Source organism: Candidatus Eisenbacteria bacterium, from assembly GCA_030017955.1.
Lineage (GTDB): Bacteria > Eisenbacteria > RBG-16-71-46 > JASEGR01 > JASEGR01 > JASEGR01.
In genome coordinates this window covers 1-13,122 of the sequence record JASEGR010000073.1, presented here as the reverse complement: position 1 = coordinate 13,122, position 13,122 = coordinate 1, and the positions used below count along the sequence as shown (strand labels likewise).

Annotated in this window: 14 protein-coding genes and 1 tRNA gene; all 15 read right to left on the bottom strand. The window is 52.3% G+C overall.

Annotated elements, in window-relative coordinates:
- A partial coding sequence (locus tag QME66_10800; GenBank protein ID MDI6809453.1) for a hypothetical protein occupies positions 1 to 240 on the bottom strand: 240 nt, incomplete at its 3' end.
- A gap of 137 nt (positions 241 to 377) precedes the next feature.
- The gene (locus QME66_10795) at positions 378 to 950 is read right to left on the bottom strand and encodes a hypothetical protein (protein MDI6809452.1); all 573 of its coding nucleotides are present in this window, start codon (positions 948 to 950) and stop codon (positions 378 to 380) included.
- Between the two features lie 490 nt (positions 951 to 1,440).
- Positions 1,441 to 1,513, bottom strand: a tRNA-Val gene (locus QME66_10790).
- A gap of 19 nt (positions 1,514 to 1,532) precedes the next feature.
- A complete protein-coding gene (locus tag QME66_10785) occupies positions 1,533 to 1,793 on the bottom strand; it encodes a hypothetical protein (GenBank protein MDI6809451.1) in 261 nt (86 codons plus the stop codon).
- Between the two features lie 69 nt (positions 1,794 to 1,862).
- On the bottom strand, positions 1,863 to 3,023 hold the full coding sequence (locus QME66_10780; GenBank protein ID MDI6809450.1) for an aminotransferase class V-fold PLP-dependent enzyme: 1,161 nt from the start codon (positions 3,021 to 3,023) through the stop codon (positions 1,863 to 1,865).
- Positions 3,016 to 3,846, bottom strand: coding sequence for an ATP-dependent sacrificial sulfur transferase LarE (gene larE / locus QME66_10775; protein MDI6809449.1), 831 nt, complete (start codon positions 3,844 to 3,846; stop codon positions 3,016 to 3,018). The genes QME66_10780 and larE overlap by 8 nt, the downstream gene beginning before the upstream one ends.
- A 77-nt stretch (positions 3,847 to 3,923) precedes the next feature.
- Positions 3,924 to 4,988, bottom strand: coding sequence for an endolytic transglycosylase MltG (gene mltG, locus QME66_10770; GenBank protein ID MDI6809448.1), 1,065 nt, complete (start codon positions 4,986 to 4,988; stop codon positions 3,924 to 3,926).
- A gap of 290 nt (positions 4,989 to 5,278) precedes the next feature.
- On the bottom strand, positions 5,279 to 5,740 hold the full coding sequence (ruvX, locus tag QME66_10765; GenBank protein ID MDI6809447.1) for a Holliday junction resolvase RuvX: 462 nt from the start codon (positions 5,738 to 5,740) through the stop codon (positions 5,279 to 5,281).
- 63 nt (positions 5,741 to 5,803) lie between these two features.
- The gene (locus tag QME66_10760) at positions 5,804 to 6,781 is read right to left on the bottom strand and encodes an RluA family pseudouridine synthase (GenBank protein MDI6809446.1); all 978 of its coding nucleotides are present in this window, start codon (positions 6,779 to 6,781) and stop codon (positions 5,804 to 5,806) included.
- Positions 6,735 to 7,238: a signal peptidase II gene (gene lspA / locus QME66_10755; protein ID MDI6809445.1), complete on the bottom strand. Its 504-nt coding sequence runs from the start codon at positions 7,236 to 7,238 to the stop codon at positions 6,735 to 6,737. Before lspA ends, QME66_10760 begins: the two co-directional genes overlap by 47 nt.
- Entirely contained in the window at positions 7,235 to 7,618 is a 384-nt protein-coding gene (locus tag QME66_10750; protein MDI6809444.1) for a TraR/DksA family transcriptional regulator, read from the bottom strand. The genes lspA and QME66_10750 overlap by 4 nt, the downstream gene beginning before the upstream one ends.
- 26 nt (positions 7,619 to 7,644) lie before the next feature.
- Entirely contained in the window at positions 7,645 to 10,785 is a 3,141-nt protein-coding gene (ileS, locus tag QME66_10745; GenBank protein MDI6809443.1) for an isoleucine--tRNA ligase, read from the bottom strand.
- 28 nt (positions 10,786 to 10,813) lie between these two features.
- A complete protein-coding gene (locus QME66_10740; protein ID MDI6809442.1) occupies positions 10,814 to 11,638 on the bottom strand; it encodes a purine-nucleoside phosphorylase in 825 nt (274 codons plus the stop codon).
- Positions 11,639 to 11,674: 36 nt separating this feature from the next.
- Positions 11,675 to 11,971: a YggT family protein gene (locus QME66_10735; GenBank protein ID MDI6809441.1), complete on the bottom strand. Its 297-nt coding sequence runs from the start codon at positions 11,969 to 11,971 to the stop codon at positions 11,675 to 11,677.
- A 129-nt stretch (positions 11,972 to 12,100) separates the two neighbouring features.
- The gene (locus QME66_10730) at positions 12,101 to 12,814 is read right to left on the bottom strand and encodes a YggS family pyridoxal phosphate-dependent enzyme (GenBank protein ID MDI6809440.1); all 714 of its coding nucleotides are present in this window, start codon (positions 12,812 to 12,814) and stop codon (positions 12,101 to 12,103) included.
- Between the last annotated feature and the right edge of the window lie 308 nt (positions 12,815 to 13,122).

The window sequence follows — 13,122 nt, the reverse complement described above, 5'->3', positions numbered from 1 at the left end:
CGTCAGATTGTTGAAATCAGCTACAAGAATCTGACAATGGTAAGGGGTATTGATGTTCCCTTGGAGAACAAGCTGCGAACAGTAAAGCGGCGTCGGCTTCGTTGGGTCTTCGCATCTACCCTTCGCGTCGATTCCCCTCAAGCTCATCACAATCTTCCCATCGTCATTAAGAAACGCAGATGCACCAGATGCATAAGCGGCAATCGCTGCGATTGCAAGAAGTATCGCCAACCTCTTCATGACTAGCCCTCCTAACAAAGGACAATGTTGTCCATTAACCTAACTTCCCCAAATCCTTCAGTCCTTCAGGACACGAACAACTTTTTGTCTTGCTACATCCCCCCTTTCGGACAAACTTAGGTCCTAGTGCTCAAAACCTATGGACAGAGGTGATTCCCGAAATAATGGGTCGCAAACTGCGTAGCATCAGCACCGCTGATTGCGCCATCACCATTGACATCAGCGCAGCCGTTGTTGGCAAAATAGTAACCCGCGAATGCGGTTACGTCTGCGCCGCTAAGCGCGCCATCACCATTCACATCAATCGAGTTAAGAATGAGGATGCTGCCCAGATTCACAGAACCAACCCACACTGGATAGTTCCCGGGACAGCAGTCACCCGTCTTCAGATAGAACGCAGCCTGTCCGCTTGCATTCGTCACTGCAGAAGGAGTCAGTGTCTGCCCTGAGCACAGATAGAGGCATACGGTCGCCGGAGACAGATTCGGGCCAGATGACAGCAATGCCGACGTCAAGTCCGCGACCACAACCGCGCCCTGAATCGGGTTGTTGCTCGCATCTCTCACTGTGACTGTGTAAGCAATATCTCCCAGGAGACATGCAGGAGCACGCGGAGGAACAGTACACTTGCTTGGATCAGGAACTGCAGCCATTGCTATGACCACCCAGGCGAAAAGCAGTAGGCCACTCAAGCTCAACACTTTCAGCATTTCCACACCTCCTACTAGAAGAAATCACTAAGATGACCCGACAAACAGGGGAGGAACAAACTACACTGTGTAACCCAGCTGAACACCTCCTTTCGCTGTAGCAAAAAATTAAAGCCTTTCCTTCGACAATTTGTAGCTACATTATACCACTGCGAGAAAGCTTCTGTCAAGGATGAACTATTGCCCAGTTATCCTCTTACAACACAAATAGTATATCACACTCTTTTTGACCCTGTCAAGCTAAAAACTCGGAGATTCCCCTTCGAAAGCTCAGAGAGCCTGACCTTTGGAGGAGGACAGCCCATCAGTCCGGTCCAGTCGGCTCCCATGGACATCCCTGCCGTTGGCATACCCGCCTTCTGACTGCGGGCTGGCCGGGGAACGGTTTTTCCCGTCCGGAAGGTCAAAGTCGTTACTCCATGTCTCAGATGGAATTACGGCAATCTTTGAGCCCGGGCAAGCACGTTCGCGTAAGGGTTTCAGAGATATGTGGGCGAAACAGGATTTGAACCTGTGGCCCCTTGCGTGTAAGGCAAGTGCTCTAACCGCTGAGCTATTCGCCCATCCGAAAAGGAGCAGATATCACTTCAGGATGAGACCTATCGGGATAATCACTACATAGCCTAGAACGAGAAGAAAAGGAGCCAGCGTTATTGAACCTCTTGCCAGAAAGACATATCCCAGAACGATTGATAGGATTCCCAACCCCATCACCAGGTAATTCTTCTTTGTGAAGGAAATCTCGGGCTTCGCCCGGGCCCGCGCCTCCTTGATCTTGTCCTTCCTCCTCACCTTTTCTTCCTGCCTTCTCCTGTGTTCCCTCTGCGAGACTGTCTTTGCCATCTTCCCTCCCCTATTCAGGACTATTTTCCTCCACCGTAAAGATGTTGCCTGGAGACTTTGTTGTCAATTTCAATTCTTCGACGAAATGCTATCCACGCACTCGACAAAATAATCTATATCAGATTCCTTGACAAAGGGACCGATGCTCGCTCGTACGATTCCCCTCTCCAGAGTTCCAGCTTCTTTGTGAGCCATGGGAGCACAGTGAAGTCCGGCCCTCACAAGAATTCCAAACCTTTTATCAAGCATTTCGGCTGTTTCACTGGAGTCGTGACCTTTGACGTTGAAAGCCAGGATGGGTGTTCTGTTCTCCAGATCGCCGGTGAAATAGAGCTCAATCCCTGGAATCGCCTTCATTTTCTCCACGAGGTGTGTTGTCACTCGCATTTTGGCCCGAACGAACTTTTCAAGTCCGATGGAGAGTATGAAATCAGCGCTCGCGGCCAGACCTGCCAGTCCCAGGCAGTTCTGCGTTCCGCTCTCGAACCTGTCAGGCAGATAGGCAGGCTGCATATCAGATTCAGACTCACTGCCAGTGCTCCCCTCAACAAGGGGAGAAAGCTCCAATCCTTCCCTGATGTAGAGGCCGCCTGTCCCGTGGGGCCCGAGTATAGCCTTGTGCCCGCAAAAAGCATACAGGTCAACACCAAGCGAACCGAGATCGAATGAAAGGTTGCCGAGACCCTGTGCACCGTCCACCAGAAGAGGGAGCGAACGCTGCTTCGCAAGCTCTGCCAGCCCACTGAGCGGAGCAACAATCCCGAAAGCGTTTGACACGTGAATTGCAATGATCGCTCTCGTGTTGGGTCTAATCTCGTTTCTCAGCTTGGCAAGAGAGAAGCTCCCATCGCGCTCGAAAGGAACATATGTGACCGTCACATTTTTCTCTGTTGTGAGCCTCCTTAGCGGCCTCACGACCGAGTTGTGCTGCATGCCGGTCGCGACGACGTGATCGCCATCGCGGAGCACACCCTTGATCGCAAGATTCAGCGCCTCGGTCGCATTCAGCGTAAAAACGATGCGCGACTCGTCCTTGACTCCAAGAAGAGAGGCAGCTCTTTTGCGCGCAAGATAAACTTGCCTGCTTGATTCCACCGCCAGTCTGTGCGCACCTCTTCCAGATGATGCACCTATCTCCGCCGTGAATTTGTTCATCGCGTCCATCATGCACTCCGGCTTGGGCCACGATGTGCTCGCGTTGTCGAGGTAGAGAAGGCGTGAGCTAGTCATCCTGCTTCTCGTTCATACTTCCGGTTCTGTAACCTTCAAGGTCGAGGGTGACAAAGCGAAACCCGTGTTCCTTTAGCTTCAAGATAATGGCGCTTCTCAGGCCGGGATCCAGGAAACGGGGGATTTCCTCTTTTCCCACTTCCACCCTGGCGATCTCACCGTGATATCTCACCCTGAGTTCCTTGATTCCAAGCTTTCTTATGAACTTCTCACACTCTTCGACCTGTTTGAGTCTTGCTGCAGTGATTTCTGTTCCGTGGGGAAATCTTGACGCGAGGCACGCCATCTGGGGTTTGTTCCAGGTCTCAAGCCCGTATTGAAAAGAGAGCTTCCTTATCTCGTCCTTTCCGAGACCCGCCTCGGCAAGCGGGCTCCTGACTCCAAGTTCTCTCCCGGCTCTTAACCCGGGCCTTATGTCGCTCAAGTCATCAACGTTAGTGCCGTCCAGGACAGAGGAGAGTCTTTCCCTCTCAGCAATTTCCTTGAGTCTTGAAAAGAGTTCGCTCTTGCACAGATAGCATCTGTCCTTGCCGTTCTCCCTGAAAGCCGCCGAAGCGAGTTCTTCGGTTTCGACGACAACATATCGTGCGCCAAGCCTGGCTGCCGTGTTGATCGCGTCCTCGAACTCATCCCTCGTGTAGGTGTCCGACTTCCCTATGCCGGCAAGAACCCGGTCGCCAAGAACGTCTTTGGATATCTTAAGAAGAAACGTTGAGTCAACTCCGCCCGAGTAGGCGACAAGAGCCGACCCCATTTTCTCAACCTCTTTCTTCAGAAGAACCAGTTTCTCCGAAGTGGTCAAGCCTTCATGTGTCACAGCCACTTTTTCCTCCGGGCTCCCCCTCACCTTAATCCTCTCCCCCTCGGGGAGAGGGCAGGGTGAGGGGCAAGCATTTCCCATTAATGGTGCTTCTTTCCAATCGGGGTCGAGCTCATGCTCGTATCTGGCAAGGAGAACGTGCTGTCTGGATGCCCGCTTCCCTTGACTGCTCTTATGGCTGAGAGGTGTTCCTCAAGAGAGCTGCTGAAAATATGAGAGCCATCGCCCCTTGCGACGAAGTACATGTCGCGTGAACCTTTGGACGGATAGAGAACGGCTCGCAGAGACGCCCGGCCGGGGCTGCAGATCGGCCCGGGCGGAAGGCCAGTATGAATGTACGTATTAAATGGAGAGTCGACTGCAAGGTCCGAGTAGTAAACCCTGTTCCTCTTTACATCCAACGCATACGTCACTGTGGGGTCAGCCTGCAACTTCCAATTCTTCTTCAGTCTCTCAAGGAAAACAGATGCAATCTTTGGCCTTTCTTCCGACAGCTTGGCCTCGGCCTCGACTATTGAACCAAGCGTCACTACTTCATGCATTGTGAAGCCGCTGCTCTCGGTTTTCCTCGCGAACTCTCTCTCAAAAATGTGGAAAAACCGGCCGACCATGGCTCTTGCCGCTTCTTCGGCGCTCATTGCGGGGAAAAAGCTGTAAGTATCGGGAAAAAGGTATCCCTCCAGGCAACTGGCCGGGACCCCTACGCTCCTGGCGAATGAAGGGCTTCTCACCAGAGCCATGAACTCACCATTATCCAGACCTATCCTCTCTGAAAGGATGTCCGCAATCTCGTCCGCCCTCAATCCTTCAGGTATCGTGACAAGATCCTCTCCGGCCATTCCTCTCTCAAGTGAATGGATTATCCCGAAAACCGAGCTGCCCACAGGAATTGTGTAGAAACCAGCCTTGATCTCTTTTTCCACCCCAAGGATTCTTGAAAGGGCCTTGAATGCGAGCTCACTTCTTACAAGCCCTTCTTTTTTGAGGAGTGCGCCAATTTCGTCAATTGTCATGCCTCTGGAGATGGCTATGGTCCTTGTCTGCGTCATGCCCCTATCCAGGTAAGATGATGAAAGAAAGGTGGTTACGGCCACACCAATGGCGGCAAGTAGAAGGGCAAGAATGACTTGTCTAAGTTTCCACACGGTACTTCGGGATCCCCTAGTGCTGTGTCACATAAATTCGCGAACTTATCATGCGGTGCCCCAGCACTTTCATAGGGGCTTCTCGCCCCTCTGACGCTTCAGGATGCTCCTCTTCGTCGCATCCCTACGCTGTCACCCCTGAGGGGGTCGGCCACGACCCCCTCATACCCCCTGGCAGTGTGCCTTATGAAACACCCTGCATTTCGTAAAGTTGTTTCTGGGACGGCACACTAGAAAGAGGTTGGACTGCCCACGCCGGGCACCGGCGCCTCCTGCCTGACAGACAGCTCCTACTTATCCTCCCTACTCATCCCTTTTCTGTCAAGATAACTCTGCAGGAGAATCGTCGCCGCAATCCTGTCAACCCTTCCCTTCTTCGTCCCTGTCTTCTCACCTGCCTCTATCAAAATCCTCCTGGCCTCCACTGAGGAGAGTCTCTCATCCCAGACTACAACGCGAATACTCAGGGATTCTCTGAGCGAATCCGCAAGAGAAAGGACCTGCAACGCCCCCTCCCCCTGGGTTCCATCGAGCCTGAGCGGAAGTCCAATAACGATCTCCGAGACATCGTACTCCCGGGCAATCTTTACCACAGCGGAGAGAGCTTCAGTTTCATTCGTCACGTTGACGGTCGGAAGTCCCTGGGCAGTCATCCGAAGCGGGTCACTTACGGCAAGGCCAATCCTCCGTTGCCCAAAATCAACGCCAAGAATCCTCCATGATTCTCCTCTTTTGTCGCGTTTTTCGCTCAATCTGTCCTCAATGTCTGCCTGACCGGCTTCCGGCTTCCCCGTCTTGCCTCCAGCCGCGCTTTCCTATGCAATCTTGAGCCTCCTCATAACTGCTCTGAAATCAGGAGGAAGCTTGGCGAAAAAGCAGAGCCTCTTGCCGCTCGAAGGATGTGAAAAAGCGACCTTCCTTGCGTGGAGAGCCGGTCTTTCCATTATGCCAAGAAGCTCTTCAAGAATCCTCTTGTCCTCCTGCTTCAGCCCGCTAGAAGATCTCCTTCTTCCTCCGTAGCGGTCATCACCGAAAATAGGATGCCCGATGTGCGAAAGATGAACTCTGAGCTGGTGTGTCCTGCCGGTGACCGGCTTGAGTGACACGAGAGTGAGGAACCGGGATTCCCTCAGGACCTTGAAGAAGGTTATTGCCTCCCGTCCGCCTTCCTTCACAACCGCCATCTTGACTCTGTCTTTCTTGTGCCTCCCGATTGATGTCGCGATCTTCCCCGTCTTCTGACGGAAACTGCCCCAGACAATTGCCAGGTACTCTTTCTCGAACTTTCTGTCTTTCAGCTGGCTCGAGAGATTTCTGTGACTCAGGTCGGTCTTTGCAACAACCAGAATGCCCGAAGTCCCCTTGTCAAGTCTGTGGACAATCCCCGGCCTCATGATTCCACCGATTCCTGACAAATCCTTCAGGTGGAAGAGGAGAGCGTGCACGAGGGTGCCGGAGCTCACACCGGCTCCCGGATGGACGACCATCCCTGCCGGTTTATTGACCACGGCAAGCTCGGCATCTTCGTACCTGATATCGAGAGGCAAAGGTTCCGGCTCGATGCCGAGAGGCGCGGGCTCGGGCAAATGCACTTCTATTTCCTCGTCCCTCCCCACACTGTAGCTCTGCTTTCGAGGCCTTCCGCCTGCAGTGACTCGTTCTTCTCTTATGAGTTTCTGAAGATAAGCACGTGAGTGAAGGGGGAATGCCTTGTGAAGGAAAACATCAAGCCTTAGACCTTCAAGTTCAGGAGAGACTTTCTTTTTCAGAACGTTTTCCAGCCGCCTTTTCACCTCCGGTGTACAGGCTCACCGCAAGAATCGCCACTCCGACCGTGACACACGCATCCGCAAAATTAAATACGGGCCATCTGTGTCTGCCGAAACCGACATCAAGGAAATCGATGACTCTGCCCACCCTGACTCTATCGACAAGATTGCCGAGCGCGCCGCCGAGGACAAGCCCCAGCGAAATCATGCTCAGGTATGAACGCTCGCGCGAGCGAACGATCAGGTAGCCAAGAAGCAGAATGGCCACAACAGAGATCACGATGAGTGTAGTTCTCTGCCCTGAAAAAAAACCAAATGCCGAGCCGGTATTCCTGACAAGCGTTATTCTGACAAAGTCGCCGATGAGAGGTCTGGATTCATTCGGGAACATCATGTGAGCTACAAACCACTTTGAAGCCATATCAATGATGAGAGCCACAGCGGCCGTCAGGAGGAGTTTCCCGCTATTCCATTTCTTCACTTTCCACCCGCATCCTTCTCCTCTTTTTCTTTACATTTTATGCACAATCTGGCGTACGGGACGACTTCGAGCCTGTCCTTGCCGATAGATCCGCCGCAGGTCTCGCACTTGCCGTATTCGTTTCGATAGAGGCGTCTGAGCGCCTCATCGACGTGATAGAGCAGTCTCCCCTCGGAAGAAGCGAAAAGGAAGGCCTTCTCTCTTTCCATCGCGTCCGTCCCGAGGTCGGCCATATGGAAACTGTAGGCAGAGAGATCGCCGGACGATTCCCTCTGGGTAGTCGAAAAAACGTCTTTTTCGAGACGGGCCAGCTCTTTCTGAAGCTTCTCTCTTTCCTCAAGAAGCCTCTTCTCGAAATGCTTCTGGTCTTTCTTGTTCATGTCAGGTTTCCTTCCTGAATGTCCTCTTACGAAGCCTCCGCCAAACCAACTTCCACACATTCATCCTCAATCTTCCAACTTTCCCGAACGGTTCCTCTGGCCGTTTCCTCACATTTGAGCTCGTCTGCAAGCACCTCGCCCTTTATGTATTCGCCGAACAAGCCGATGGCTTTCCTCGTCTTCCCGGGACACGAGATGGAGAGCCGAATCCTGTCAGTCACCTCAAGGCCGGCATTCTTTCTCAGGGACTGTATCCTGTGCACAAGCTCTCTGGCAATTCCCTCAGCTATTAGCTCATCAGTGACCCTGAGGTCAAGAGAAACAACCGTATCACCGTCAACTTCAACAATACTATCTTCTTTTCCTTCCTCAATTATTTCGACATCATCTTTCATTAGTTGTATTCTTTTTTGAGGAAAAGCTATCTCCACCGGTTCCCCCGCCTTAAGCTTTCCTATTTCCTCAGGAGACAGGCTGCCAAGCTTTCCCTCGACAAGCCCGACATCCTTTCCCAGGCGCGGGCCGAGCTTTGAGAAATCGGCTTTCAGCCGCGTAGTGACTATCTCTGCCCTGTCTTTCGAATACTTCACTTCCTTTACATTTATCTCTTCCTTGATGTGGTCGGAAAGCAATTTGATTGCGCCGTCCACCGTATCCACCCCGGCTACACAGATTGAAGAGAGGGGCTGTCTCGTTTTCAACCCCGCCCTGTTCCTGGCCGCTCTTGAAAGCGTCACTATCTTGAGTATGACCGCCATCTTCTCTTCAAGCTCCTTGTCAATCATCCCTTCGTCACATTCGGGAAAATCGCAGAGATGCACGCTCTCATTGCCGGAGCCCAGGACGGGGGCGAGAATTGACTGGAAGATTTCCTCGCTGATGAAAGGAGCGATTGGAGCCATCAACCGCACGAGCCGCGAAAGAACTTCGTGAAGCGTGAAATATGCGGCGGATTTGTCTTCACCGCTTCCCGGCTTCCAGAATCTCCTCCTGTTTCGCCTCACGTACCAGTTGCTGAGTTCATCCACCACGAAGTCTTGAATGTTTCTCGCGGCTCTGGTCAATTCATAGTCGTCAAGGTCTCGCGCCACTTTCTTGATGAGGCTGTTCATCCTGGACAGAATCCACCTGTCGCTCAAGGTCAACGCATTCTTGCCAACAGGCCATGTCCCGGGCCAGTATCCGTCAATATTCGCATATAGAACAAAGAACTGGCTCACATTCCTCAGGGTCGCGAATAGCTTTCTTGATACTTCCTTCACCCCTTCTCTTTCGAATCTGGTAGGCACCCAGAGCGGGGATGATGAGACAAGGTACCACCTCAGGGAATCTGCGCCGTCGCTGTCCAGAATCTCATCAGGATCGACTGCCGTTCCCTTGGATTTGCTCATCCGCTGTCCGCTCGAGTCCAGGATCATCTCGACCGGAATCACGTTCTTGAAACAAGCTTTCCCCGAGACGAAGGTCGATATCGCGAGAAGACTGTAGAACCAGCCTCTCGACTGATCCATTCCCTCCGCTATGAAATCGGCAGGGAAGTTCTCTTCAAACATATCCTGATTCTCGAAAGGATAATGCCACTGCCCGTAAGGCATGCTCCCCGAGTCAAACCAGCAATCTATCACCTCAGCAGTTCTTTTCATTTTCCCGCTGCATGATGGACAGTTAAGCTCTATCTCATCGACATAAGGCCTGTGGAGGTCTAGCTTTTCAGGCATGGAAACAGCCATCTTTGAAAGCTCTGCGATGCTCCCGACCGAAGTTTCTTTGCTGCACGAGTCACAAATCCAGATATTCAATGGCGTTCCCCAGTACCTGTCACGGCTCAACGCCCAGTCCACGTTTCCTGCAATCCAGTTTGCAAATCTGTGCTCGCCTACTTCTCTGGGGCGCCACTGGACCGCGCTATTGGCTTCGACCATCTTGTCCCTGTACGAAGTCGTCCTTACGTTCCAGGAGCTTCTCGCATAGTAGATGAGCGGAGTCTCGCATCTCCAGCAGTATGGATACGAATGAAGCACAGCTTCTTTCCGAAAGACCAGATTCCTCGATGAAAGATCCTCAAGTATTCCGGGGTCAGCGTCCTTGACGAAAATTCCGGCCCACTGACTGACAGGGGGAGTGAACTTCCCGCTCCCATCGACCGGCTGAAGAAGAGGAAGCCCCTTTTCATTGCCGAGATTGAAATCATCCTCTCCGAATGCAGGCGCGATATGAACGATCCCCGTTCCCTCTTCTGCGGACACAAAATCAGCGGTCACAGTCCTGAAGCCGCCCTGAGTGCCTTTGAAGAAATGAAAAATCGGTTCGTAGGCCGGATGATCCTTGACAAGTTTTTCTCCGGAGAACTCTGCTTCAACTTTCCAATCATCACCGAGAACAGAAAGCCTGTCCTTGGCAAGAATCAGACTCTCACCGCCGCGGCCGGCTCTGACGTACATCAGAGAGGGATGCACTGCCAGCGCCACGTTCGAGATGAGCGTCCAGGGCGTTGTCGTCCATGCAAGAAGAAACTCCCTGCTTCCTCCTCCAAGCGGAAACTTCACATAGACCGACGGGTCAGAGACCTCCCTGTATCCCTGGGACACTTCATGACTGGAGAGGGGAGTCCCGCATCTCGGGCAGTATGGAAGTATCTTGTAGCCCTTCTTGATGAGCCCGGCATCCCAGAACTTCTTTAGGATCCACCAGACCGTCTCAATGTATTCGTTTGTGCAGGTTATGTAGGGAGACTCAAGGTCGAGCCAGAACCCGATTCTCTCGGTGAGTCTCTTCCACTCCTTTTCATATCTGAAAACGCTCTCCTTGCACTTCGCATTGAACCTGGCAATTCCGTACTTCTCTATCTCGTCCTTCCCGTTCAGGTTCAGCTCCTGCTCAACTTCGATCTCCACGGGGAGGCCGTGCGTATCCCAGCCTGCTTTCCTCAGTACATAGTGCCCTGTCATCGTCTTGTAGCGGCAGACTATGTCTTTCACAGTCCTCGCCATCACGTGGTGGACGCCGGGAAGACCGTTCGCAGTCGGAGGCCCCTCGTAGAAAACGAATCTGGGAGAGTTCTTTCTTGTTTCAAGACACTTCTCGAAGATCTTTTTCTCTTTCCAGAACCCTATGATCTCGTCCTGCTTTCCAGGTGTAAGCGATTTCGCTATCTCTTGAAATCTCATTCTCTATCGTTCATCCCCCAATTACGCCTCACATCTTCTCCAGTATTCTCATCACAAGCCTGGTAAGTTTCGGCTGCGCCTCGGCTGCGACTTTGAGTATCTTGCTTATGTCTGCAGGCTTCAGACTGTCCGGTAGTCCCATGTCAGTCACAATGGAGAGCGCCAGAACGTTCATTCCTCCGTGGACTGCGACGATGTCTTCCGGAATCAATGACATTCCCACAACATCGGCTCCGATCCACCTCAAAAACCTGTACTCGGCTGCCGTCTCAAGATTAGGACCGATCACTGCCACAAAAACCCCTTTGTGAACCTTGATTTTCTCTTCAAGGGCAACTTCCTCAGCCAGCTTGACAAGGGCTCTAGTGTAGGGCTCGGACATATCCGGGAATCTGACACCGAGCTCGTCATCGTTTTCGCCAATCAGGGGATTGTCACCCATGAGGTTTATGTGGTCTATGGCGATCACTATGTCCCCCGGCTCGAACTGGGGATTGAGTCCGCCGACGGCATTTGAAATGACCAGAGTGCCGGCGCCCAGCGCCTTCATCACTCTGACCGGGAAAGTCACTTCTCTCATCGTGTAGCCTTCGTAGCAGTGGACCCGGCCGTTCATGACTACGACAGGCTTTCCCGACACCTTCCCGAAAACAAGCTCGCCCACATGACTCTCAACCGAGGTAACGGAAAAATGCGGTATCTCAGAGTACGGAATCGAGATTGCCGACTCTATCTTCGCCGCAAGTTCCCCCAATCCTGTGCCGAGAATGATTCCAATGGTGGGCTTGAGAGAAACCATCTTGCGGATAAAGTCCCTCGCTTCGTTTATTCTTGTAAGAAGTTCGCTTGCCATGTAGTTGACACCTCCAGTGTGGTATTGAATCCTTTCTCAACGCAGACGAGCAGCCAGATCATAGAGCGTTCTCACTACAATCCACTTCGTAAGATATATGAGGAGAACCGCCACCACCGGCGAGAAGTCAATGCCGCCGCCGATCGGAATTCTCCTTCTTATTGCCCTGAACAAAGGCTCTGTCAGTTGTCTCAACGCTCTCACAATAACATTGTACGGATCCGGATTCACCCAGGTAATCAGAGCGGCAATTATGACAATCCAGATGTATATGCTGAGGATCGTGTCGAGAACTCTTGTTATTCCCCAAAGGATATTCCCAAAGATAAACATTCATTCCTCCCCGCAGACGCCGCCTCCGAGGGCGCGTCAGGAATCAACCGGCCATCTTAAGGAGAACCATTTCTCGCCGGAGGCAGCCGCACATCTTCCGGCGGACACGGCAGGTCAAAGGACAGGCAGTCATGACGTTCTGGGCCCGAATATCGCCCTTCCTATTCTTATCATGTTTGAACCCTCTTCGAGAGCGCTTTCGAAATCATCGGTCATCCCCATCGAAAGATACTTCATCTGAACACCGCCTATTCCCTTCTTCCCGATTTTCTCGAAGAGTCTTCTCAGGGTTCTGAAAGATGCTCTCGCTTCTTCATCCTCGCCCAACGGCCCCACTGTCATCAGTCCCTTTACAGATATCGAATCAAGGTCTGAGATTTCTTCAATCAGCTTCTCGGCAGCCTCGGCAAAAACGCCGAACTTCGTGGTCTCTCCGGAAGTATTCACTTCAACCAGAACGTCGATGTTCTTCCCTTCTTCCTTAGCCCTCTTGGAAAGCTCCTTCGCGATTCGATTCGAATCTACGGACTGCACCACGTCGAAGAGCTGGACCGCAGGTTTCACCTTGTTCGTCTGGAGGTGCCCGACCATATGCCACCTCGGCATGTTGCTCCTGCGCGTTCCCGCCGGAATTTTCTCAAGAGCCTCTTGAACCTTGTTTTCACCAACGTCTGTCACGCCCAATTCAACTGCGAGGAGTATCGCGTCGAGGGAAACGGTTTTTGATACCGCAACAACCGTAACATCTTCCCCTGCCCTTCCCGCCTTAACGAGACACTCATCTACGCGCCCACGAAGGGCATCAAGATTCGCCTCAATCGTGTTTCTTAAGTCTATCACCATCTTCCAGACTCTTTCTCCGTCGAGCTCCCCCTCACCCTGCCCTCTCCCCGATGGGGAGAGGAAGACTGAGGAAGGATATTCTTGCTGGCCTCACCTCAATCCTCTGCCCCAGGGGAAAGATTGGTAACCGTAACTTTGAAATCCTCTCCCCCTCGGGGAGAGGGCAGGGTGAGGGGGCACACGGCACGTTCTTCTACCTTAATCTTTTAGTCTACGATTGAGAGAAAACGATTGCAAGAAAAAAAGGCGGCAGTGTGTTAGCAAAGGGAAAATGTCCCCGTTAACTGCAATGCTAAAATGTCCCCTCG

What these genes read in the sequence shown, in the direction of transcription:
- ileS (MDI6809443.1), bottom strand. Translation starts at nt 10,785, where the DNA reads ATGAGATTTCAAGAGATAGCGAAATCGCTTACACCTGGAAAGCAGGAC.
- QME66_10730 (MDI6809440.1), bottom strand. Translation starts at nt 12,814, where the DNA reads ATGGTGATAGACTTAAGAAACACGATTGAGGCGAATCTTGATGCCCTT.
- QME66_10740 (MDI6809442.1), bottom strand. Translation starts at nt 11,638, where the DNA reads ATGGCAAGCGAACTTCTTACAAGAATAAACGAAGCGAGGGACTTTATC.
- QME66_10750 (MDI6809444.1), bottom strand. Translation starts at nt 7,618, where the DNA reads ATGAACAAGAAAGACCAGAAGCATTTCGAGAAGAGGCTTCTTGAGGAA.
- QME66_10735 (MDI6809441.1), bottom strand. Translation starts at nt 11,971, where the DNA reads ATGTTTATCTTTGGGAATATCCTTTGGGGAATAACAAGAGTTCTCGAC.
- QME66_10785 (MDI6809451.1), bottom strand. Translation starts at nt 1,793, where the DNA reads ATGGCAAAGACAGTCTCGCAGAGGGAACACAGGAGAAGGCAGGAAGAA.
- QME66_10780 (MDI6809450.1), bottom strand. Translation starts at nt 3,023, where the DNA reads ATGACTAGCTCACGCCTTCTCTACCTCGACAACGCGAGCACATCGTGG.
- QME66_10795 (MDI6809452.1), bottom strand. Translation starts at nt 950, where the DNA reads ATGCTGAAAGTGTTGAGCTTGAGTGGCCTACTGCTTTTCGCCTGGGTG.